Origin of the sequence: Brevundimonas sp., assembly GCF_051858995.1 — a bacterium.
GTDB lineage: Bacteria > Pseudomonadota > Alphaproteobacteria > Caulobacterales > Caulobacteraceae > Brevundimonas.
Map to the genome: position 1 here is coordinate 388340 of NZ_JBHYGN010000008.1, position 22389 is coordinate 410728.

Annotated in this window: 23 protein-coding genes, 2 tRNA genes and 1 pseudogene; 17 read left to right on the forward strand and 9 right to left on the reverse strand. The window is 68.1% G+C overall.

Translation table 11 applies throughout. The features are described 5' to 3' along the window. The first annotated feature begins 14 nt into the window (after positions 1-14). The 14 genes and pseudogenes from murA to ACTIEF_RS09505 form a co-directional block, all read left to right on the forward strand. Positions 15-1304, forward strand: coding sequence for a UDP-N-acetylglucosamine 1-carboxyvinyltransferase (gene murA / locus ACTIEF_RS09440; RefSeq protein WP_439471879.1), 1290 nt, complete (start codon positions 15-17; stop codon positions 1302-1304). Continuing rightward, positions 1294-1794 (forward strand): DUF2948 family protein, encoded by a 501-nt coding sequence (locus ACTIEF_RS09445; RefSeq protein WP_439471880.1) that lies wholly within the window; start codon positions 1294-1296, stop codon positions 1792-1794. The genes murA and ACTIEF_RS09445 overlap by 11 nt, the downstream gene beginning before the upstream one ends. After that, a complete protein-coding gene (locus tag ACTIEF_RS09450; protein ID WP_439471881.1) occupies positions 1791-2252 on the forward strand; it encodes a UPF0262 family protein in 462 nt (153 codons plus the stop codon). Before ACTIEF_RS09445 ends, ACTIEF_RS09450 begins: the two co-directional genes overlap by 4 nt. Positions 2253-2458: 206 nt before the next feature. Next, positions 2459-2677, forward strand: coding sequence for a translation initiation factor IF-1 (gene infA, locus ACTIEF_RS09455; RefSeq protein ID WP_003164348.1), 219 nt, complete (start codon positions 2459-2461; stop codon positions 2675-2677). Between the two features lie 12 nt (positions 2678-2689). Next, positions 2690-3265, forward strand: coding sequence for a Maf family protein (locus tag ACTIEF_RS09460; RefSeq protein WP_439471882.1), 576 nt, complete (start codon positions 2690-2692; stop codon positions 3263-3265). Beyond that, positions 3262-4284, forward strand: coding sequence for a ribonuclease E/G (locus tag ACTIEF_RS09465; RefSeq protein ID WP_439471883.1), 1023 nt, complete (start codon positions 3262-3264; stop codon positions 4282-4284). Before ACTIEF_RS09460 ends, ACTIEF_RS09465 begins: the two co-directional genes overlap by 4 nt. A gap of 2 nt (positions 4285-4286) precedes the next feature. Then, on the forward strand, positions 4287-4463 hold the full coding sequence (locus tag ACTIEF_RS09470; protein ID WP_439471913.1) for a DNA gyrase inhibitor YacG: 177 nt from the start codon (positions 4287-4289) through the stop codon (positions 4461-4463). A 64-nt stretch (positions 4464-4527) separates the two neighbouring features. Continuing rightward, positions 4528-4603, forward strand: a tRNA-Phe gene (locus ACTIEF_RS09475). Between the two features lie 688 nt (positions 4604-5291). Beyond that, positions 5292-6200: a MotA/TolQ/ExbB proton channel family protein gene (locus tag ACTIEF_RS09480; protein ID WP_439471884.1), complete on the forward strand. Its 909-nt coding sequence runs from the start codon at positions 5292-5294 to the stop codon at positions 6198-6200. 5 nt (positions 6201-6205) lie between these two features. After that, the gene (locus ACTIEF_RS09485) at positions 6206-6643 is read left to right on the forward strand and encodes an ExbD/TolR family protein (RefSeq protein ID WP_439471885.1); all 438 of its coding nucleotides are present in this window, start codon (positions 6206-6208) and stop codon (positions 6641-6643) included. A gap of 13 nt (positions 6644-6656) precedes the next feature. Next, positions 6657-7379 carry a TonB family protein gene (locus ACTIEF_RS09490; RefSeq protein WP_439471886.1) on the forward strand — a complete coding sequence of 241 codons (723 nt, stop codon included), beginning with the start codon at positions 6657-6659 and terminating at the stop codon, positions 7377-7379. Positions 7380-7808: 429 nt separating this feature from the next. Continuing rightward, positions 7809-8549, forward strand: coding sequence for a M48 family metallopeptidase (locus ACTIEF_RS09495; RefSeq protein WP_439471887.1), 741 nt, complete (start codon positions 7809-7811; stop codon positions 8547-8549). A 164-nt stretch (positions 8550-8713) separates the two neighbouring features. Further along, positions 8714-8790, forward strand: a tRNA-His gene (locus ACTIEF_RS09500). A 298-nt stretch (positions 8791-9088) separates the two neighbouring features. Beyond that, positions 9089-9517, forward strand: a pseudogene (locus tag ACTIEF_RS09505) (methyltransferase domain-containing protein); the annotation flags it as partial. 253 nt (positions 9518-9770) lie between these two features. Here the strand turns inward: ACTIEF_RS09505 and ACTIEF_RS09510 are convergent. Beyond that, on the reverse strand, positions 9771-11612 hold the full coding sequence (locus ACTIEF_RS09510; RefSeq protein WP_439471888.1) for a patatin-like phospholipase family protein: 1842 nt from the start codon (positions 11610-11612) through the stop codon (positions 9771-9773). Positions 11613-11744: 132 nt separating this feature from the next. Further along, positions 11745-12143, reverse strand: coding sequence for a DUF1489 family protein (locus ACTIEF_RS09515; RefSeq protein ID WP_439471889.1), 399 nt, complete (start codon positions 12141-12143; stop codon positions 11745-11747). A gap of 369 nt (positions 12144-12512) precedes the next feature. Here ACTIEF_RS09515 and ACTIEF_RS09520 point away from each other — a divergent pair, with 369 nt between their 5' ends. Further along, positions 12513-12812 (forward strand): putative quinol monooxygenase, encoded by a 300-nt coding sequence (locus tag ACTIEF_RS09520; RefSeq protein WP_439471890.1) that lies wholly within the window; start codon positions 12513-12515, stop codon positions 12810-12812. Between the two features lie 5 nt (positions 12813-12817). On the opposite strand, the gene ACTIEF_RS09525 is transcribed toward ACTIEF_RS09520, so the two are convergent. The 7 genes from ACTIEF_RS09525 to ACTIEF_RS09555 form a co-directional block, all read right to left on the reverse strand. Beyond that, positions 12818-13171 carry a hypothetical protein gene (locus tag ACTIEF_RS09525; RefSeq protein WP_439471891.1) on the reverse strand — a complete coding sequence of 118 codons (354 nt, stop codon included), beginning with the start codon at positions 13169-13171 and terminating at the stop codon, positions 12818-12820. A gap of 278 nt (positions 13172-13449) precedes the next feature. Beyond that, positions 13450-15432 (reverse strand): biotin carboxylase N-terminal domain-containing protein, encoded by a 1983-nt coding sequence (locus ACTIEF_RS09530; RefSeq protein ID WP_439471892.1) that lies wholly within the window; start codon positions 15430-15432, stop codon positions 13450-13452. A gap of 135 nt (positions 15433-15567) precedes the next feature. Then, positions 15568-16545, reverse strand: a complete 978-nt coding sequence (locus ACTIEF_RS09535; protein ID WP_439471893.1) for a DUF3667 domain-containing protein — start codon at positions 16543-16545, stop codon at positions 15568-15570. 5 nt (positions 16546-16550) lie between these two features. Then, a complete protein-coding gene (locus ACTIEF_RS09540) occupies positions 16551-17447 on the reverse strand; it encodes an enoyl-CoA hydratase-related protein (RefSeq protein ID WP_439471894.1) in 897 nt (298 codons plus the stop codon). 140 nt (positions 17448-17587) lie between these two features. Beyond that, entirely contained in the window at positions 17588-17962 is a 375-nt protein-coding gene (locus ACTIEF_RS09545) for a hypothetical protein (RefSeq protein WP_439471895.1), read from the reverse strand. After that, on the reverse strand, positions 17962-18468 hold the full coding sequence (locus tag ACTIEF_RS09550) for a hypothetical protein (RefSeq protein ID WP_439471896.1): 507 nt from the start codon (positions 18466-18468) through the stop codon (positions 17962-17964). Before ACTIEF_RS09550 ends, ACTIEF_RS09545 begins: the two co-directional genes overlap by 1 nt. Positions 18469-18493: 25 nt before the next feature. After that, positions 18494-20086 (reverse strand): carboxyl transferase domain-containing protein, encoded by a 1593-nt coding sequence (locus ACTIEF_RS09555; protein WP_439471897.1) that lies wholly within the window; start codon positions 20084-20086, stop codon positions 18494-18496. A gap of 95 nt (positions 20087-20181) precedes the next feature. Between ACTIEF_RS09555 and ACTIEF_RS09560 the strand changes: the two genes are divergently transcribed. Together ACTIEF_RS09560 and ACTIEF_RS09565 are read left to right on the forward strand one after the other, a co-directional pair. Then, a complete protein-coding gene (locus ACTIEF_RS09560; RefSeq protein ID WP_439471898.1) occupies positions 20182-20727 on the forward strand; it encodes an NADPH-dependent FMN reductase in 546 nt (181 codons plus the stop codon). A gap of 275 nt (positions 20728-21002) precedes the next feature. Continuing rightward, positions 21003-22382 (forward strand): MATE family efflux transporter, encoded by a 1380-nt coding sequence (locus tag ACTIEF_RS09565; protein WP_439471899.1) that lies wholly within the window; start codon positions 21003-21005, stop codon positions 22380-22382. Positions 22383-22389: the final 7 nt, after the last annotated feature.

The window sequence follows — 22389 nt, forward strand, 5'->3', positions numbered from 1 at the left end:
CTTCAAGAGTTTACATGGACAGCATCGTCGTCACCGGCGGCGCCCAGCTGAACGGGATCATCCCCGTGAGCGGCGCCAAGAATTCCGCCCTCAAGCTGATGGCCGCCTCGATCCTGACGGATCAGCCGCTGCTGCTGACCAACATGCCGCGCCTCGCGGATACGAAGTTCCTGGGCAAGCTGCTGCAGGCGCTGGGCGTCGAGGTGACCGAGCGCGACGGCGCCAACGGGCAGGAGACCCTGTTCCACGGCGCGACGATCAGCTCGACCTTCGCCCCCTATGATCTGGTCCGCCAGATGCGGGCGTCGTTCAATGTGCTGGGGCCGCTGCTGGCGCGCACCGGCGAGGCCAAGGTCTCGCTGCCGGGCGGCTGCACCATCGGCGCGCGTCCGGTGGATCTGCACCTGCAGGCGCTGACGACGCTGGGCGCCGAGATCGAGCTGGACGAGGGCTATGTCACCGCCCGCGCGCCCAAGGGCCTGAAGGGCGCCGAGATCGAGTTTCCATTCGTCTCGGTGGGCGCGACCGAGCACGCCCTGCTGGCCGCCGTGATGGCGGACGGGACGACGGTGCTGCGCAAGGCCGCGCGGGAGCCGGAGATCGGCGACCTGGCCCGCTGCCTGACCGCCATGGGCGCCAAGATCGAGGGCATCGACACCGACGTCCTGACCATCACCGGCGTGACCTCGCTGGGCGGGGCCGAGTGGTCGGTGATTCCCGACCGGATCGAGATGGGCTCCTACGCCGTGGCCGCCGCCATGGCCGGGGGCGAGGTGCGCCTGACCAAGGCGCGCGCCGAGCTGATGACCGCCCTGACCGACAAGATGGTCGCCGCGGGCGTCGAGATCACCCCGACCGAGGACGGGGTGATCGTGAAGCGCGATCCGAAGCAGCGTCTGCGCGCGGTCAATCTGGAGACCGAGGTCTATCCGGGCTTCGCGACCGACCTGCAGGCGCAGTTCATGACGCTGATGACGACGGCGGAGGGCGAAAGCACCATCCGCGAGACCATCTTCGAGAACCGCTTCATGCACGCGCCGGAGCTGGCGCGACTGGGCGCCGACATCCACGTCCACGCGGGCGAGGCGGTGGTGAAGGGAGTCGAGGTGCTGCACGGCGCGCCGGTGATGGCGACCGACCTGCGGGCCTCGGTTTCTCTGGTCATCGCCGGACTTGTCGCCCAGGGTGAAACGACGGTCGGCCGCGTCTATCATCTGGATCGCGGTTTCGAGCGTTTGGAAGAGAAGCTGGGCGCCTGTGGCGCGAACATCCGACGGATCACGGGCGAAACGCATGAGCACTGAGGCCGAGGGCGCGGTGGAGGACAAGGCGATCAAGTCGCCGATGGAGCCGCTGCGCCTGCTGGCCGAGGACGATCATGATCTGAGCATTATATCGGTGGCTCTGCAGGACGCGATCATGCGGCCGGTGGACATCGTCTGGGAGCGCGGCGCGCGCCTGCTGACGGTGACGTTGAGCCGGTTCTGCTGGGAATGCGGCGGGACGCGGGTTATGGCGGCGATGCAGTTCGGCGACGTGATCGCGGTGAAGAGCCGCCGCCTGCCGCGCGGGCCGGACAATGCGCTGGAGCTGCTGGCCATGCATTTCGAGCCGGGCGAGGCGCCGGGCGGGCGGATCATCATGATGTTCGCGGGCGGCGGCGACCTGAGGGTCGATGTCGAATGCCTAGACGCGGTGCTGACCGACCTGTCGGAACGCTGGCCCGCGAAGATGGCCCCGACTCATCTGGAAGGGTCGCTGGAAGCGGCTCTGGCCGAGGCTGGGACGCGGTGAGCGAGCATCGACTGTCCTCCATCGCGCTGGACGCGGCCTCCCTGCCGGCGGCCTCGGCCGAGATCGAGCATGAGCGCCGGGTGGCGGTGTTCGATCTGGTCGAGAAGAACAGTTTCGCGCCCGCGGGCGCCGAGGGCGGTCCCTATGCGCTGAAGCTGTCGACGCAGGACGGGCGGCTGGTGTTCGACATCACCGGCCCGCAGTTCGCCAAGGCCCACGGCCTGTCGATGTCCCCGCTGACCAAGGTGATCAAGGACTATATCGACATCTGCGACAGCTATTACGAAGTGCTGCGCGGGACTGATGTGTCGAAGATCGAGGCGATCGATATGGGCCGCCGCGGCCTGCACAACGAAGGCGCCGAGCTGCTGAAGGCCCGGCTGGACGGCAAGATCGCCGTCGATCACGAGACGGCGCGGCGGCTGTTCACGCTGGTGACGGCGTTGTATCGGCGGTGAAGCGGCGAGGGAGTAGGGCTTAGGAATTAGGAATTGGGGGCCGCGCACCTCGACCAATTCCTAATTCCTAAGCCCTACTCCCTCCGCAGCCCGCGAAGCGGGCGGCTCGACTATCCCGCCTTTTTCAGGCATATGGCCGCTCCTTCGGCGTGCGCTGCCGCCCGGCGCGCGTCGTTTACTCGTATCCAACGGGCGTGAGAGGCCGCATGGCTAAGGAAGAACTGCTCGAGTTTCCCGGCGTCGTCAGCGAACTGCTGCCGAACGCGACGTTCCGCGTGACGCTCGAGAACGACCACGAAATCATCGCCCACACCGCGGGCAAGATGCGCAAGAACCGCATCCGCGTGCTGGCCGGCGACAAGGTGCTGGTCGAAATGACCCCCTACGACCTGACCAAGGGCCGTATCACCTACCGCTTCAAGTAAGGGACGCGCGCGTTGTCGCGTCCTGAGCTTGTGCTGGCTTCGGCCAGCCCGCGCCGCGTGGAACTGCTGGCGCTGGTCGGGATCAAGCCCGACCGAATCGAACCCGCCGATATCGACGAGACCCCGCTGAAAGGCGAGACGCCGCCGCGTCTGGCCGCGCGTCTGGCCATGGGCAAGGCGCAGGTGGTGGCCGAGCGCGCGCCCGACGCCGTGGTGCTGGCCGCCGACACCGTGGTGTCCGTGGGCCGTCGTTTCCTGGAGAAGGCCGCCGACGAGGCGGAGTGCATTCGATTCCTGAAGCTGCTCTCGGGGCGCGGTCACCGCGTCTATACGGGCGTGGCCGTGGTCGCGGGCGGGAAGCTGACGCATCGGGTGGTCGAGACGCGGGTGACCTTCAAGGTCCTGTCCGACGCCGAGATCAACGCCTACGTCGCCTCGGGCGAATGGAAGGGCAAGGCCGGGGGCTACGGCATCCAGGGCCGGGCCGGGGCCTTCGTGACCCGACTGGTCGGCAGCTATCCGGCCGTGATGGGGCTGCCGCTGTATGAAAGCGTGAACCTGCTGACCGGTGCGGGATACCGGCCGTGACGATCGAGGTCTTCCTGGACGACACGCCCGGGGAGTTGAGGGCGGTGGTCGAACGGGACGGCCGCGCCGAACACATATTTATAGAGAGAGCCGAGGACGCCCCGCAGATTCGGCTCGGCGCGCGCTCGGTGGCCCGGGTGCGACAATCGGCGCCCGGACTGAAAGGCGCCTTCATCGACCTGGGCGGAGGGCTGGACGCCTTCATGCCGCTGAAAGGCGGAATCTCCGCGCCGCAGGGGAGCAAGGTCGAGGTCGAGATCTCGGCGGAGCGGCGCGAGGCCAAGGCGCCTGTCGCGCGTTGGCTGGGAGCCGGGGAGGGGGAGCCACGCCTGCTTACCCCCGCGCCGACGCTGATCCAGACGCTGGAAAGGCTGGCGCCGGGCGTGGAGCCGGTGACCGGCCGCGCCGCCATCGACGCCTGCGATGCGGCGGTGGAGGAGGCGCAAGGCCCCGCGACCCTGTCGGGCGGGCTGGTCCACGTCGAACGGACGCGGGCGATGATCACGGTCGATGTCGACCTGAACGCCCATGACATGAGCCGGTCGCGGCCCCGGGACGAGACGAATCGGCTGGCCCTGAAGGCGGCGGCGCGGCTGATCCGGCTGAATCGCTGGGGCGGGCTGGTGGCGATCGACCTGATCGGCGCCCAGCACGACGGCAAGGCGGTGATGACGGCGGCGCAAGGCGCGTTCGGCGACGATCCGGCGACGGTGTTCGGGCCGGTGAACCGGTTCGGCGTGCTGATGCTGTCGATGCCCTGGGGTCGTTCGCCGCTGGAGGAAATTCTGTACGTCAACGCCCGACGGCGCATCCTTCGTCCCGAACAGGCGGCGCAGGCGGCGGTGCGGCGGCTGAGAAGCGCGCTGCTGGAAGACACGACGCGGGCGCGGGTGACGCTGCGCTGCGCGCCGGATCTGGCTGCGCGAGCGGGGCCGCTGGTGGCGCAGCTGGGGCCGAGAGCCCATCTGAAGACCGATGACACGCTGGCGACCAGCGATTTTGGAATCGAGACCGAGTGACCATGGCGACCTGCCCGATCTGCAATCGCGCTCCGGCGGAGGCGAAGTACAAACCCTTCTGCTCCAAGCGCTGCGCGGACGTGGATCTGCAGCGCTGGTTCACCGGCGGCTACGCCATTCCGGTGCGCGACGACGAGCCGACGGACGACGGCGCGAACGGTGGTTTCAAAGAAGACTGACAGAGGCGCTTGCCACCCGAAAGCGGCTCGACTATAGACCCCGCTCCTCGCTGCATAAGCGTTGGCCCGGGTAGCTCAGTTGGTAGAGCAGCGGATTGAAAATCCGCGTGTCGGTGGTTCGAATCCGCCCCCGGGCACCATCTCCTTCGGAGATAGGCCCGCCCCCTCAAAAAGGTTTGGTTCGAACCTAGTTCGAACCAATGGCGCCATCTCCTTCGGAGATGCTGCTCCCCTCTCAATCCAGACCTTTCTGTTTGCTCTCGCGAATGGCTTCGCGCGCACGGCGGATGCCGCCACGTGAACCATGGCGTATGCGGAATTTCCCGTATGAAGGGTCGGATCGACCCCGTTAAGACAGATTAACGGGTCTGGATTTTGGACTGCTTTGGATGGTTTGGAACGAAATGCCCATTCAGGGTGCAATCTTCCAAAAAGATGCTCCGCACACCCTCACAAAGGGTTGGAGATTCTTCTCAACCATCACGAAATTGACGCTTTCAACCTGAAACTTCTGTGACGAACGCGCGTGCTCTCCCCCGAGGGGAAAAGCGGCGTTGCGCACTTGACGCTCTGGTATGCGTTCGCCAAAGGAGCTTGACCGCTTTCCTTTGCGAGCGGCCGGGAGGGGTTGGGAAAACGGTTTCCCAAAGCCTGCCGACACCGCCCCGGGAGCCCTATGGCAACCGGAAGCGTTCAGGAGGCGTTCCGCGGATCGGGGTTCTGTGAATCCCTGGGTCGCGGGCGAGATTTTCAATCGGGAGCTTTCCGCCAAAACGGTCAGCTCCCTGGGTTCCACGAGTCAGACACCAAAGCAGGAACTGGCGAACTATGCTCGATATGAAAAAGACCAACATTCTTCTGGCCATGGCCGGCGCTGCCGTCCTGATGGCTGGTTCGCCGGTCCTCGCGCAGGAAGCCGCTCCGGCCGCTCCCGCCGCCGCGACGGCCACCCCCGCCGACGCCGCCGCCGCCACTCCGGCTCCGGCTGCTGAAGCCACCCCGGCCGCTGACGCCGCCGCCACCACCGAAGAGCCGGCCGCTGAAGGCGGTCACAAGCTGACCATCGCGACCATGTTCATGGACGCCGGTCTGATCGTTAAGGTCGTCATGATCGGCCTGGTGCTGTCCTCGATCTTCTCGTGGACCCTGCTGCTGATCAAACTGTTCGAGTTCGCTTCGCTGAACCGCGCCACCGACCGCTTCCTGGAAGCGTTCCGCCAAACCCGCACCATCGCTGACATGCGCAAGGTCGCGACCTCGGACGAGTTCGAAGGCAACCCGCTGGCCGACATGGCCGCCGCGGCCACCGACGAAATCGAACTGTCGCGCCAAGCGGGCCTGTCGGTGACCGGCGAGCACTCGGACTCGGCTCTGCTTCGCGCCCAACAAGCCGTCTCGGCGGTTCAGGCCGGTCTGGCCAAGCGCCTCTCGGGCGGCCAACAGTTCATGGCGTCGGTCGGTTCGACCGGTCCGTTCGTCGGTCTGTTCGGCACCGTGTACGGCATCATGAACTCGTTCATCGGTATCGCGAACACCAACACGACCAACCTGGCCGTCGTCGCCCCGGGTATCGCTGAAGCCCTGCTGGCCACCGGCATCGGTCTGTTCGCCGCTATCCCGGCGGTTATCTTCTACAACTACTTCAACACCCGCATCGCCGCCTACGGCACCCGTTCGGACGGCTTCAACGCTGAACTGATCAACGCGATCTCGCGTCAGCTCGACAAGGGAGCGTAACCCGCATGGCCGCCAAACTTTCCGGCGGCGGCGGTGGCAAGTGGGCCATCGAGCAGAACTCTGACATCAACGTCACGCCTTTCGTTGATATCATGCTGGTTCTGCTCATCATCTTCATGGTGGCGGCTCCGCTCGCCACTGTGTCGGTGGAGGTGAAACTGCCAGCCGCGGTCGCGAAACCCGCGCCGAACCCGCCCAAGCCGTTCTACGTGTCCATTCAGGACAACGGCCGCGCCTACGTCGGCGACAATGAGGTGGATATCGCCTCGGTCGGCGCCGAACTGGCTGGGCTGATCGGTGACCGGCCGCCTTCGGATGAGCGTATCTTCATCCGTGGCGACCAGATGACCCGTTACGGCGACTTCATGCAGGTCATGAACTCCCTCCAGGATCACGGCTTCTATTCCGTGGCTCTGGTCGGTGAAGACCAGTCGTTGCAGTAGGGAGCGGTGAAGCATGACAGAGACGTTTGAATATCACCGCAGTCGCTACGACGCCCCGAAGAAGAAGGGCTTCATGGGGGTTCCCCTGCCGGTCCTTTTGGCCAGCATCGGGTTCGTCCTGGTCCTCTTCGGCCTGCTGACCGTCTACCTCATCAATATGCAGTTCATATTGAAGGAGGTCCGCTACTCGGACGAAAGCGTCGAGGTTGAGCTGATCGAGCCGTTGCCCGAGCCGCCGCCCCCGCCGCCGCCGCCCCCGCCGCCGACCAACGAGCCCCCGCCGCCCAAGCTGCAGGTGCGCGTCCCGGCGACGGTGCCGACCAATGTGCCGGTTCCGCCGACGCCGATCATTCCGACCAAGGCGGAAGATCGCATCGAGAACACCGCGCCGCCGGTTGTCACCCCGGATCCCCCGCGCCCGGCCCCCGTGCCGGCCCCGCCGCGGCCCTCGGTGATCACCCAGCCGTCGTGGTCGCGGGCTCCGCAACCTGACTTCCCGGAACGCGCGTCTTCGCGTGGTATCGAGTCGGGTCGGGTGACGCTGAACTGCCTGGCCAACGCCAACGGGAGCGTTTCGGACTGTAATATCGTGTCCGAAGACCCCGCCGGCGCCGGCTTCGGCCAAGCCGCTCTGGCGGCCGCCCGTCGGGCCCGACTGTCCCCGCGGACCGTCGATGGCGCGGCGCAAGGCGCCCGGGTCACCTTCTCGACCCGCTTCGTCCCGCCCGCCGACTAAGGCTGGACGTCGTGAACCAAACGGAACGCCCCGCAGGAAACTGCGGGGCGTTTTCGTTTGGGCGGCGAGGGAGGGGAGTGGCGTGTGGCGAGTGGCTAGTCGGGGACTGGCGCCTGTCATCCCGGGCGGCGCGATAGCGACGACCCAGGACGCGAGGTCAGGCTTCACGTCCCTCCCGGACATCACGGAGCGATGAGCCGGGAGATGTGTTCCGCGGCAGGCTGTCTCCCGGATAGCCGCTACGCGACTCCCGGGAGCGGGGATGGAAATGTCCGACGCGTTCCGACCCGCCGATGTCGCGCCGTCCGGGATGACAGGCGCCCAAACTGCGATCCACTCGCCCCCGCCTGCTACTCACTCCTCACTTGCCCCGGAGCCTTTCGCCGGGGATGACGTTCATTCCGGCCAAGCTTCCAAGGAGAGCCCCCGATGAAACGCGTCATCCTCGCCGGCCTGCTGACCGCGGGCGCCGCCCTGTCGGCCTGCGCCTATAACGACACCCTGGGGCGCAACCAGTTTTTGATCGTCGATGACGGCGCCCTGACCCAGCAGGCGGACGCGGCCTGGGCCGAGACCCTGCGGACGCAGCGCCAGTCGACCGACGCCGCCGCCCTGAACCGGATCCGTAATGTCGGCGGCAAGATCGTCACCGCGGCGGGCCTGACCGACCGGCGCTGGGAATACGCCCTGTTCGTCAGCGACGCGCCGAACGCCTTCGTCCTGCCGTCGGGCAAGATCGGGGTGACCACCAGCCTGCTTGCCCTGGTGCGCAATGACGACCAGCTGGCCGCCGTGCTGGGCCACGAGGTCGGCCACGTCGTCGCCCGCCACGCCGCCGAGCGCTATTCGACCAGCACGGCGACCGGACTGGTGCTGAGCGGGGTGCAGGGCGCGGCCGGGGACTATGGACAGGCCGCGGGGGCCATCGGCGGCCTGGGCGCCCAGCTGGGCGTGCTGCTGCCCTTCTCGCGCCGGGACGAACTGGAGGCCGACCGTCTGGGCGTCGACTATATGCAGCGCGCCGGATACCGCCCGGCCGAATCCATCGCCCTGTGGCGGCTGATGCAGCAGCAGCGCCAGGGCTCGACCCCCGAATTCGCCTCGACCCACCCGTCGGACACGACCCGGATCACGGCGCTGGAGCAGTATATCGCCAGCCGGGGCTGGTAGGGGCGGCGGCGCCGCTTCGGGGGATTAGGGGGCGGCGGGGGCCGTTCGCAGGCGGTTTCGGCCGCGCAATCGCATCTAATCCCTAATCCCTGGTCCCTAATCCCTCTCTTCGCCCTTGATCCCCAAAAGCGACGCGGCTAAAGACGCCGCTCGCGCGGATTTGTGCAGCCTTAGCTCAGTTGGTTAGAGCGCCGGTTTGTGGAGCCGGAGGTCCTCAGTTCAAACCTGAGAGGCTGTACCATCGCCCTTCCACGCGGTTTCCCCCTGACAATCAGATGAAACCGCCGGCGCCGCTGGCGAGTGGCGGTTCGTGGCGAGGGGCGAGTGGGCCACCGCAACCCCCCGTCTTCAATACCGTCATCCTCGGGCTTGACCCGAGGATCAGAGGATCAGCCAGCCGGGTGCCGCCGGATGCGCACAGGCGCACGACGTGCGGCCCTCGGGTCAAGCCCGAGGGTGACGGTGAGGGGGGCTGATTTCGCTTCGCTAGCCACTCGCCACTTGCTTTTCCTCCGGGCGCGCCCGGGTATGCTGGCCGCATGAGCAACGCACCAGTGCCCGCGCAGCCCCTCTGGGATCCCCAACAGTACAGCCGGTTCGAGGCCGAGCGGGATCGGGCGGCGCTGGATCTGTTGTTGCGGCTGCCGGGAGACCTGGAGCCGCGGACGATCGTCGATCTGGGTTGCGGGGCGGGGCAGCATGCGGCCCTGCTGAAGCGGCGGCATCCGGAGGCGTCGGTGACCGGGCTGGATTCCAGCGCCGCCATGCTGGAGCAGGCGAAGGCGCTGGGGGCGGATGTGGACTGGGTGCGGGCCGATCTGGCCGCCTGGGCCCCGGAGCAGCCGCTGGACCTGATCTTCGCCAATGCGTCGCTGCAGTGGCTGCCGGACCATGAGGCGCTGCTGCGGCGGCTGACGGGGCTGCTGGCGCCCGGCGGGGTGATCGCGGCGCAGATGCCGCTGGCCTGGGACACGCTGCACTACCGGACCATGCGCGCGGTGATGGCCGAGGGGCCGTGGGCGGGGCGGATCAGCGACCGGGAGACCATCCAGGCCCTGCTGAGCCCGGAGGCCTATTACAGCGTGCTGGCCGAGGCCTGCGAGGACGTGGACGTCTGGTCCACCACCTATCTGCACGCGCTGACCGGGCCGGACGCGGTGCTGGAGTGGATGAAGGGGACGGCCCTGCGGCCGCACCTGACGGCGCTGGCCGACGACCCCGCTATGCGGGACGCTTACCTTTCGGCGCTTTCCGACGCGCTTTCGAAGGCGTTCCCGCGTCGTCCGGACGGGGTGACGCTGCTGCCGTTTCCGCGTCTGTTCCTGATCGCTCGGCGACGGAGCGACGGCGGCGCAGGCCGGTGACCGGGCCGTCCAGCGCCTCGAGCTCGACCCGCATGGCGCGGTAACCGGCCTCGACGGCGGGGCCATAGGCCTTCCAGTCGCGGATATCGACGCCGTCGGGCGTGGGCTGGACCAGGATGTCGACGATGCCGCGCGAGCGCTCGATCTCGGCGTCCGTGGTCAGGGTGGCCGAGCGCATCATGATGGAGACGATGGGCGGGCCGCGCCGCCAGGCGCCGGTGGCGAGCAGGCGCCAGATCGAGGGCGGATGCTCGATCAGGGCGGGATCGACGCCGCGCGCCTGCGACATGTCGATGCCGATGACCGGGCCGGAGTTCATGTGGCGCATGACCTCGGCGGGTAGGTTGTTCAGCACGGCCCCGTCGACCAGCACCTGGCCGTCGATGACGACCGGCGGCAGCAGGCCGGGAATGGCGATCGAGGCGCGCATGGCGCGGCGCATTAGGCCCCGGCGGTGCACCTCGATCCGGCCCGAGGTCAGATTGGTCGAGACGGCGAAGAAGGGCAGATGCAGGTCGGCCAGATCGACCTCGCCATAGGCGGCCTTGAGCAGGCCATCGACCTTCTTGGCGCGGGTCATGGCCAGCAGGGGGAAGGTGATGTCGCTGAGCGGATCGCTGTCCACGAAGGACCGCTGGATACGGTCCTCCAGCTCGTCCAGCGACCAGCCCATGGCGGGGCCGGCGGCGATGACCGAGCCCATGGAGGCGCCGCCGACGAAGTCGACGGGCACGCCCGCCTCGCGCAGGGCGCGCAGGGCGCCGATGTGGGAATAGGCGCGGGCACCGCCGCCGGACATGACCACGCCGACGGCCGTGCCGGTGATGACGCGGGCGATGCGGTCGGCGTCGGCCTGATCGCCCTCCATGGCCTGGAACCAGCGGCCCGGCTGGATGGCGTCGATCCAGACCGAGGTATTGGCTGGGCGGGCCATGCGCGGATCGCGCAGCAGGATCAGGTCGGTGCGCTGCTGGGCGTCGGGTACGGCGGCGTGGGGCAGGGGGCGGTTGGGCGGGGCCAGCAGGCACTGGCCGACGACGAACAGCCGATCCACCTGACGGGCGCACAGGGCGGCCCAGGCGGGCTCGTCGGCCTCGGCGACATAGAGGACGAAGTCGTGCGAATCCTCGACCCGGCTGAACCATTCGGCGGCGGACGACAGGGCCGAGTGGTCGATGACCTGACAGGTGAAGCCGTTGGCCTCGATAGCGGCGGCGACGCGCTCGACGAAGGCGCGGATGGGCCGGGGGCGGGCGGAGATGAAGCCGAAGACGCTGGGCTCGCCGCCGCCCGAGCGGCGGTCACGGGCGCGCTGGATCATCAGGCGCGACAGCTCGACCATCAGGTCCGGCTCGGTGCGGGCGGCCTCGAAGAAGGCGTCGCGGGGCAGGGCCAGGATCTCGGAATCGCGCAGGGCGACGACGTCGGCGGTGTGCTCGCTGCCCGCCAGCATGGCCATCTCGCCCGCGGGCTCGCCGGGGCGGATGACGCCGACGAACTGGGGCGGCTGGTCATTGGCCTCGCGCCGGAAGACGCCCAGACGGCCCGCGCGCAGCAGGTAGAGGGTGTCGGAGGCGTCGCCCTCGGCGAACAGGGTCTCGCCGCCCGTCAGCGCGAACCAGCTGGCCGGGGTGTTGCGTCCGCTCTCGAAGATGCGGTGCAGGGCTTGCGAGAGCCGGTCGGAGCGGACGGGGGGCATGGAGGGATAGGAACTAGGGATTGGGGATTAAGGAAGGCGTTAGATCAGCTTCACGATGAACGAGGAAGGTTAAGCGAAGCTGCGTCTGCATCCGCGCCTAATCCGTAATCCCTAGTCCCTAATCCCTCGACCTCACCACGCCCCCAACTCCCGCAGTTCGCGCGCCAGATCGTCCGGCAGGTCGGTGGCGTCGGCGGTGGTCAGGTCAGCGGGGGCTTCCTTGGCCTCGAAATAACGCCAGCCCTGGAAGGGGCGGCGGGCCAGGGGGGCGGTGCGGATGACGCGGGGCTCGAGCGTGATTTCGCAGCGGCGGTTGGCGCCCTCGCCCAGGGTGGAGATGTCGAGGATCGGCTGGCGGCAGAGGACCGAGCCCTTGATCACCCAGTAGAGGGAGCCGCCGTCCTCCATCTCGGGCGCTCGCTTGGGCGTCATGCGGGTGTGGACGATGAGCGGCTGGCCGTTCTCGGCGCGACGCTCCAGCCATTCGACCTCGGAGACGCCGACGCAGAGCTTGATCATGTGAAGAGGCATGGCGGGGATATGGCGCGCGGCGGGGAGGAGCGCCAGCGGGGAAGTGGGGGAGTAAGGGGCGTGGATCTGCGTTGAAGCCCTCCCCTCGAGGGGGAGGGTGGGGAGGGGTGGAGGCAGGCTATTTCCGGTTGGCCGTTATCGGCGCTGCCAGGAGGCGTGCCTCACGCGCCATATCCTGATGCGGTCTACCACCACCCCATCCCCCGACCCCTTCCCCCTCGAGGGGAAGGGGAAAGGCGTCGGCGGCCACTTTTCCGCGAACTCCGGCCACCGTTCTGGTGACTGGTGTTAACGTGAGGCTCAGTAGTTTCCCCGTAAAGACAGAGGGTTCCCGCGTACGTAGAAGCTGACTCAACGGAAGGCTTCAGCATGTACGGACTGATCGGTCGGATGACGGCCAGGGCGGGCCAGAGGGAAGCGCTGACGGCGATCCTGATGGAACGCGTCGCGCTGGGGATGCCCGGCTGCCTCAGCTACATCGTCGCCCACGACACCGCCGACGCCGAAGGCATCTGGGTGACCGAAACCTGGATCAGCGAGGACGCCCATCGCGACGCCCTGACGGACGAGGCGGTGAAGGTCGTGCTGCGTCAGGGGCTGCCCCTGATCGCCACCTTCGAGGATGCGACCGTGACTACGCCGGTGGGCGGGCTGGGCCTTTATGGCTGAAGCGTTCAGGAGGGGCGCAGGGCGTCGCCGGCGCGGCTGAACGAAGTGGCCATGGCCTGCATCTCGGCGGCGCAACGCTGGCGGTTGGCGTCCAGATCGGCGACCGGTTCGGTGCGGATGTAGGTCGAGAAGCGGGCCAGCCAGTTCGTGCCCGGCGTGCGGCCCTGCAGGCGTCCGAAGAAGAAGGTGGCGCCGGTGGCCATGGCCGCCCGCTGGGCCTGATCCTCGGTCATGCCGAGGGCGACGACGATGACCGCCATGCACTGCATGTCGGCCTTGTCCTGCGGCTTGAGGTCCGAGAGGTCGTCGGCGGGCGCGGACAGGGCCGCGACGGCGGCGAGGGCGGCGAACAGGGACATGGGGCGGCTCCGATTGGGCGTGAGCGCCCGTCGAGGATGCCCATCACTAACCGGGAATCGCCGTTCCGCAATGAGCGGCGAAGCTCTTCAGCTTTGCGCGCAGTTCGAAATAGCCCTCCCCTCGAGGGGGAGGGTTGGGAGGGGTGTAGGCAGGCTGATTGGGGTTGGCCGTTGTTGGTGAGGTCATGGACTGAGCCTCCAGCGCCAGTCCTTCTGACAACGAGCGCACACCCCATCCCCCGGCCCCTTCCCCCTCGAGGGGAAGGGGAGAGGCTGGGTTAAGCGGCGGGGGTGACCACCGCCAGCACCACGCCGTCGGCGACCTGATCACCAACGGTGACCGAGACGCTTTCGACCACGCCGTCGAAGGGGGCGGTGAGGGCGTGCTCCATCTTCATGGCTTCCAGCACCACGATGGGCGCGCCCTTGGCGACCGTGTCGCCAGCCTTCGCGGGGGCGGCGACGATCTTGCCGGGCATGGGCGCGCGCAGGGACCCGTCGGAGGCGGGGCCACCAACTGTGCCGGTCAAGCGCGGCTGGAACTCGAAGGCATCGCCCTCCTCGAAGACCACGATGCGTCCGTCGCCCGTCTCGACACCCGAGACCTGCTCGCCATCAATGAAGACGAAGGCGGGCGTTCCGATGGCCTCGAACGCTTCGCCTTCGAACTCGACGTCGAAAGTCGAATGACGCGGCGCGCCCTCGGCGGAGACGCCCCACAGGTGGGCGTGGACGGGTTTGCCGTCGCGATACAGAGCCACCGGGGTGCGCTGCTGTCCGTTCATCCGGAAAGCAAACAGGCCGTCGGTCCACGGCGAAAGTTCGTTGCTCCGCAGGGCTTCGTCGGCGCGCAGGCCGATGGTGGCCAGCGCCGCGGCCGTCGTCCGTGATGATGGAACAGCAGGGACAAGCTCCGCTTCCTCCGCTCCAATGAACCCCGTGTCCACATCGCCTTCGATGAAGCGCGGATGCTCAAGGCAGCGGACGAGGAAGCCCGCATTGGTTTTCACCGGCCAGACCTGAACCTCGGCGCAGGCGTCGGCCAGATCGGCGGCGGCCTCCTCGCGCGTGTCGGCGTGGACGATCAGCTTGGCGATCATCGGATCGTAGAACTGGCTGACCTCGCCGCCCTGCATGACGCCGGTGTCGACGCGGGCGTCCTCGGGCATGACGAAGTGATCGAGCCTGCCGATGGACGGCAGGAAGCCGTTGGCCGGGTCCTCGGCGTAGAGGCGAGCCTCCATGGCCCAGCCGTTGATGCCGATGTCGTCCTGCGCCAGCGGGATGGGCTCGCCGGCGGCGATGCGGAACTGCCATTCGACGAGATCGACGCCGGTGATGGCCTCGGTGACCGGGTGTTCGACCTGCAGCCGGGTGTTCATCTCCATGAACCAGATGCGGTCGGCCTTCAGACCGTTCGAGGCGTCGGCGATGAACTCGATAGTGCCGGCGCCCTGATAGTTCACGGCTTTCGCGGCGCGGACGGCGGCGGCGGTGACGGCTTGCCGCGTCGCGGCGTCCATGCCGGGGGCCGGGGCTTCCTCGATGACCTTCTGGTGGCGGCGTTGCAGCGAGCAGTCGCGCTCATTCAGGTGGACGACCGTGCCGTGGCTGTCGCCGAAGACCTGCACCTCGATGTGGCGCGGACGGGTGATGTAGCTCTCGATCAGGACGCGCGGATCGCCGAAGGAGGACTGGCCCTCGCGGCGGGCCGAGGCCAGGCCGTCGGCGAAATCTTCGGCCCGGTCGACCTTCTTCATGCCCTTGCCGCCGCCGCCGGCGACGGCCTTGATCAGGACGGGGAAGCCGATCTTGTTGGCTTCAGCGGTCAGGGTCTCGTCCGACTGGTCGTCCCCCTGATAGCCGGGGGTGACGGGCACGCCCGCCTCGATCATCAGTTTCTTGGCGGCGTCCTTCAGGCCCATGGCGCGGATCGACTCCGGCTTGGGCCCGATCCAGATGATGCCCGCGGCGGCCACGGCCTCGGCGAAGTCGGCGTTCTCGGACAGGAAGCCATAGCCGGGGTGGATGGCCTCGGCGCCCGTGTCCCTGGCGGCCTGCAGCACCTTTTCGGCGACCAGATAGGACTCGCGGGCGGCGGCCGGGCCGATCAGCACGGCCTCATCGGCCTCGCGCACATGCAGGGCGTCGGCGTCCGCCTCGGAATAGACGGCGATGGTGCGGATCCCCATCGCGCGGGCGGTGCGGAAGACGCGGCAGGCGATCTCGCCACGGTTGGCGACAAGGACGGATTTGAACATGGGGGCGGTTGTAGAGGGCGGCGCGGCAGGTGGCGAGGGGGGAGTGGCGAGTGGCGAGTGAGGACAGCCCGTCTGGGATGACAATGCGCCGGAGCGGCTGTTCGCCAGCCACTCGCCACTAGCCACTCGCCATTCCTACCCCGACAACCCCAACAGCATCACGCCGAACAGGAACAGGCCGAAGGTGACTGTGGTCAGCAGGCCCAGCGTCAGAGCGCGAAGCACCGACTGGATCCAGCCGCTGCCGTAGGCGCCCTTCAGGTGCACCACCGCGTGGGTGAAGGCGGCGATCATGGCCAGGAAGGTGGCCAGGCTGGACAGGAAGCTGGGCGCGATGGCGACCACGCAGCTGAGCAGGGCGAGGAAGCCCAGGCCGTAAAGGGCGACCACCGCGTGGTGATAGAGGCTGAACCGCCGGCGCCAGGCGAACATCAGCCACAGGAGGACCACCGAGATCGGCACGGTCATGAAGGAGAGTTTGTAGCTGAGGCTCTCGATCTTGTAGCCGTAGTACTCGGGGTTCTTCCGCTGCTTGGCCAGCAGGTCGATCACCGCGGCGACCGGTCCGTGGACGTTCAGCTCCTCCTTGAGGGCCTCGGCGTCGTCGGCGGGGATCTCGGTGCGGGTGCCGTCATCGTTGTTGATCCAGAAGCCGTTGTTGACCGGCTCGGTCACCGGGCGGGCCGAGCTCTCGTGCCCGGCCTCGGCCGTCGTCTCGTGCGGCGGGGCGAACATGTGCCGCCCGGTGAAGTTCGGGAGCAGGAACAGCAGGAAGACGGCGAACAGGAACAGGTGCAGGGGCGCGACGTAGCGGACGCGGCGACCCTCCATCCATTCCCGGCTGAGCTTGCCCGGGTTGAAGGCGAGCAGGGGCAGGGTGCGCCACAGGCGGCCGTCGAAATGGGCGATGCCCTCGGCGAACTCCTCGACCAGATGCTTGAGCTTGTCGTGGAGGTGCGCCTTCTGCCCGCAGGCGTGGCAGAAGGCGCCGACCAGCTCGGTCTCGCAGTTGGCGCAGGGCGGTCCCTTGGGCGGCCCCTCGGGCGCGCCCTTGGGCTTGGCCTTGCGCACCCGTTTCGGCTTCTCCGTCGCCGTGACCGCCTCCGCCGTCATGACCCTTACTCAGCCCATTTGGGTTTGCGCTTCTCGATGAAGGCGGCGACGCCTTCCTGGCCCTCGTCGGAGACGCGGGCGCGGGCGATGCGGCGGGCGGTGTCTTCCATCAGGCCGCCGTCGATCTTCTTGCCGGCGACCTCATGAACCAGGCGCTTGGCGTCGCCCATGGCGCCCGGGGCGTTGCCCGAGAGGCTGTCGGTCAGCATGGAGATGAACTCGTCCACCGAGCCCTCCGGCAGGATCAGGTCAATCAGGCCGGCGTGGGCGGCGTAACTGGCGTCGAAGATGTTGGCGGTCAGGAACAGCTGACGCGCGCGGCGGGCGCCGACGGCCTCGATGACATAGGGGGCGATGGTCGCCGGAATCAGGCCCAGCTTGACCTCGGAGAAGGCGAAGCGGGTCCCCTCGACGGCCACGGCCATATCGCAGGCGGCCACGATGCCGGCGCCGCCGCCCATGGCGGAGCCCTCGACGATGGCGCAGGTCAGGGCCGGGACGTCGTGCAGGGCCTTGAGCATCTTCGCCAGACCCATGGCGTCGTCGCGGTTGTCACCCTCGGACCAGCCCGCGGCGTCCTTCATCCAGTTCAGGTCGGCGCCCGCGCTGAAGGTACCGCCCGCGCCGCGGATGAAGACCACGCGCACCTTGTCGGCGCCGTGCAGGGTCTCGAACGCCTCGCGCAGGGCGCCGATGACGGCGGCGTCGAAGGCGTTGCGCTTCTCGGGGCGATTGATGGTGACGAAGACCACGCCGTCGGCGGTGGCGTCGATCTGGACCAGATCATCGTTGGCGTCCGGCGCCGGATCGGCGACCAGCGGATGGGCGATGCTGTTGATCTCGGCGGCCTCGGCGTCGGTGATGTCGAAGGCGTCTTCGGGTTCAGTGGGTTTGTCGGTCATGGCAGTTCCTTCGAAGACGTAACGCTGGTGGGGTCGTTTTAGTGAAAAGTGCTCGTGAGCAAGGGGTGAATCGCTGCGGCCGGCAGCGAGCGCGATCCGCTCACTTCTCGCTCACTAGCACTTTTCACTCCTTATCGGGATCACGCCGGACACCGGTAAACCAACCACTCCGGTTCGTCGCCGGAGGTGAAGGTCAGGGTCTGGCGGTCGTCGGAGAGGATGAGGGTGCGGTATGTTTCCTCAATCCCGTCGTAGTCCTCATGCCGGACGTGGATATTGATCCCGTCCAGCTCAGTCGGGCGGACGGCGAGGACGGTGTCGGCGGCTTCGAAATAGGTGATGAAGCCCACGTCGATGCTGAGGTTTTCACCGCTTTCACGGTCCCCGCATTTCGACAGGTCGCCGCTCCAGTCGCCGTGGAAGCGCTCGGGGATGACGGGCGGCTCGTTCTGTGGCGTCGCCCACGCCGGTCCGGCCAGAAGCAGCAGACCGGCGCAGAGCAGGGCCCGGTTCATCAAACCGGATCGCACCGGGTCGCCGTCATCCGGCGACCGTCGCTCTCGATGCGCAGGCTGATGCCCGCGACCGGGGAGACGCGCAGGGTCTGGGTCAGGGTGTGGTCGCCCTCGGAGGATTCATTATCCAGCACGACGCGGATGGCGTTCTCGTCGAGCACTTCAATGGCGCGCAGGGTCGAGGTGTCCTCATAGCCGCGGATCTGGGTGGCGGTGACGACGAAGCGGGTGCCGCTCTCGGCGCGCTTGCAGCCCTCGAGGCCGCTGAAGTCCCAGTTGCCGCGATAGGCGGCGGGGAAGATGGCGGGCCGTCCGGATTCGCCGGCGCGGGCCTCGGCTTCCTCGGCGGCCGAGACGGGGGCGGCGGGCGCGGCCGCTTCGGGAGCAGCGGGCGCCGCCGGGGCTTCAGCCGGGGCGGCTTCGGCGGGGGCGGCCGGGGGCTCAGTCTGGGAGCTGCAGGCGGCGAGGAGGGCGGCGATGGCGAGGAGGGCGGCGGTCGTCTTCATCAACTCGGTACTCCGTGGGGTAAGCTTACATGCGGAAGACGCCGAACGTCGTCTCCGGGATCGGGGCGTTCAGGCTGGCGCTGATGGCCAGGCCGAGGACGTCGCGGGTCTGGGCGGGGTCGATGACCCCGTCGTCCCACAGGCGGGCGGTGGCGTAGTAGGGGTTGCCCTCGTCCTCGTATTTCTGGCGCACCGGGGCCTTGAAGGCTTCGGCCTGTTCGGGCGTCCAGCTGTCGGCGTCACGGTGGACGGTGGCGAGAACGCTGGCGGCCTGTTCGCCGCCCATGACGCTGATGCGGCTGTTGGGCCAGGTGAAGAGGAAGCGCGGGCTGTAGGCGCGGCCGCACATGCCGTAGTTGCCGGCGCCGAAGCTGCCGCCGATCAGGACGGTGAATTTCGGCACCTCGGCCGAGGCGACGGCGGTGACCAGCTTGGCGCCGTGCTTGGCGATGCCCTCGGCCTCGTATTTGCCGCCGACCATGAAGCCCGAGATGTTCTGCAGGAACAGCAGCGGGATCTTCCGCTTGCAGGCCAGTTCGATGAAGTGGGCACCCTTCTGGGCGCTTTCGGAGAACAGGACGCCGTTGTTGGCGAGGATGGCGACCGGATAGCCCCAGATGCGGGCGAAGCCGCAGACCAGCGAGGTTCCGTACAGGGCCTTGAACTCGTCGAAGTCCGAGCCGTCCACGATGCGGGCGATGACCTCGCGCACGTCATAGGGGGCGCGGACGTCGTCGGGGATGATGCCGTACAGCTGTTCGGCGGGCAGGGCCGGGGCGCGCGGCTCGCGCACGTCCATGTCCACCTTCTTGATGGTGTTCAGGTTGGCGACGATGGAGCGGACGATCTCCAGCGCGTGTTCGTCATTCTCGGCGACATGGTCGACCACGCCGGACTTGCGGCCGTGGGTCTCGGCGCCGCCCAGTTCCTCGGCGGAGATGACCTCGCCCGTGGCGGCCTTCACCAGCGGCGGACCGGCCAGGAAGATGGTGCCCTGGTTGCGGACGATGACGGTCTCGTCCGACATGGCCGGAACATAGGCGCCGCCGGCGGTGCAGGAGCCCATGACGCAGGCGATCTGGGGGATCGACCTGGCCGACATGCGGGCCTGGTTGAAGAAGATGCGGCCGAAATGGTCGCGGTCGGGGAAGACCTCGGCCTGGTGGGGCAGGTTCGCCCCGCCGGAATCGACCAGATAGACGCAGGGCAGGTTGTTCTGCTCGGCGATCTCCTGCGCCCGCAGGTGCTTCTTCACCGTCATCGGGAAGTAGGCGCCGCCCTTCACGGTCGGGTCGTTCGCCACGATCATGACCTCGCGGCCCGAGACGCGACCGACGCCGCAGATCATGCCCGCGCCCGGCGCCTCGTCATTGTACATGCCCCCGGCGGCCAGTTGGCCGACCTCGAGGAAGGGCGAGCCGGGGTCCAGCAGGCGCTCGACGCGGTCGCGGGGCAACAGCTTGCCGCGGGACACGTGGCGGTCGCGGCTGGCGTCGGAGCCGCCACGCGCGGCCTTTTCGACCTTCGCATACAGTTCGTCGCGCAGGGCGCGGTTGTGGGCGTCCAGCGCCTTGAAGGCGGCGGACGAAGTATCGATGGCGGAGGTCAGCTTCGGCATGGGGTGAGGTTTAGGCGTTGCATCGCGCCCTTGTCCACCGGACCGAGGGGCGCCAGATCAGGGGGAGGGCGACGGTCGTCCCGAAGGATCCTCCCATGAGCAAAATCGCCTTTATCGTCGGCAGCCTGCGCAAGGGCTCCCTGAACCGGCTGACCGCCGAGGCGCTGATCCGGTCGGCGCCCGAGGGGATGCGGGGCGTGATCGTCGAGATCGGCGACCTGCCACTGTACAATCCCGATCTGGAAGAGGCCCCGCCCGCCGCCTGGACCCGGTTCCGCGACGAGATGCGCGGCGTCGCCGGGGTGGTCTTCGTGACGCCGGAATACAATCGCTCGGTTCCCGGCGCGCTGAAGAACGCCCTTGACGTCGGTTCGCGCCCCTATGGCCACAGCATCTGGTCGGGCAAGCCCGCCGCGGTGGTCTCGGTCTCGCCCGGCGCGATCGGCGGGTTCGGCGCGAACCACCACCTGCGCCAGTCGCTGGTCTTCCTCGACATGCCGACCCTGCAGCAGCCCGAGGCCTATATCGGCAATGCCGGCGAGCTGTTCGATGAGGCTGGCGAGGTGAAGGTGGAGGGGACGCAGGCGTTCCTGACGAGCATTATGGCGGCGTTCGGGAAGCTGGTGGCGAAGCACGGGTGAGCCCAGCTCACCTCCCCATCGCCCCTTCAAGGCGATGGGGAGGACAGATCGCGCCAGCGATCAGGAGGGGGCGGCGCAGGGGGCGAGGGATTGGCCGCTGACACCGGTGTTCGAGGCGTCTCCTGCCCCGACGGAGCCGCCCTCGCCTGATCGACGCTGACGCGCCGATCTGTCCTCTCCATTCGCTTGAGGGCGAATGGAGAGGTGATTGGGATCAACTCTCCTTATACCTCCCGTCCCCAAACCCGGTTGACCCGCGGTCCGGCGCGTGGCCTGTGCCGCGTCCCATGATCGCCCTGAACGACAAGACCCGCGCCACCCTGAAGGAACTGCTCAATCTCGCCTGGCCGGTGGTGCTGGCGCGGATCGGCATCATGACCATGGGGCTGACCGACGCCATCGTGGTCGGTCACTATGCGTCGCGCGAGCTGGCCTATCATTCGCTGGCCTGGGCGCCGTCGTCGGTGGTGCTGACGACCGCCGTGGGCCTGATGATGGGGGTGCAGATCGTCACCGCCCGCCTGCGCGGCGAGGGACGGCACGGCGAGATCGGCGCGGTGCTGCGCCGGGGCATGGTCTATGCGCTGCAGATCGGCATCGCCTCGATGCTGGCGCTGGCCGTGTTCGGCCCGTGGGTCATGCACAACGTCAGCTTCGAGGAAGGCCTCGGCGCAGGGGCGTCCGGCCCGCTGGTGGTCTTCGCCCTGTCGATGCCCTTCTATCTGATCTCCGTGGCGGCGCAGTTCTTCCTGGAAGGCCTGTCCAAGCCCAAGCCCGGCATGTGGGCCATGTGGTTGGCGAACGGGGTCAATATCGGCCTGAACCTGCTGCTGGTGCCGGACCTGCTGGGTCTCGGCGTGAACGGGGCCATCGCCTCGGCCTGGGCGACGTTCGGGGCGCGGCTGGCGCTGGCGATCTTCCTCGTCGTCTACATCCTGCGTCTGCCCGAGGCGAAGAGCTGGAGCCTGTGGAAGCGGCCGGCTCGGGATCGCGAGACAGAGCGCGAGCAGGTCAAGGTCGGGCTGGGCGCGGGCGCGTCCAACTTCATCGAGGTCGGCGCCTTCGCGGCCATGACGGTGATCGCGGGGATGCTGGGCACCAATGAGACGGCCAGCTGGGCCATCGTGATCAATATGTCGGCCATCGTCTTCATGCTGCCGATGGGGCTGTCGTCAGCGACGGCGGTGCTGGTGGGGCGTGCCTATGGGGCGCAGGACCGCGAGGGCGTGCTGCGTGCGGGCTTCGCCGGGATCGGGGTGGTGACGGTGCTGGCTCTGCTGGTGGCGCTGGCCATCTGGCCGACGGCGGGGCTGCTGGTCGGCGCCTATACGACCGATCCGGCGCTCGTCGCCATCGCCGGACCGGCGCTGGTGCTGGCGACCCTGTTCTTCGTGGCGGACGGGATTCAGGTCGTGGCGGCGCAGGCCAACCGCGCGGCGGGCGACGTCTGGTGGCCGACCATCATGCACTTTGTCTCGTACGGCGCGATCATGATGCCGCTGGGCTGGGTGCTGGCGCACCGGATCGGCGTGGACGGTCTGGTCTGGGCCGTCATCATCGCCAGTCTGGTGTCGGGGACGCTGCTGACCGGGCGGTTCGTGCGGGTGGCGCGGCGACTGAAGAGTGGTGAGTGGCGAGTGGCGGGTGGCGAGTAGCCGGGCT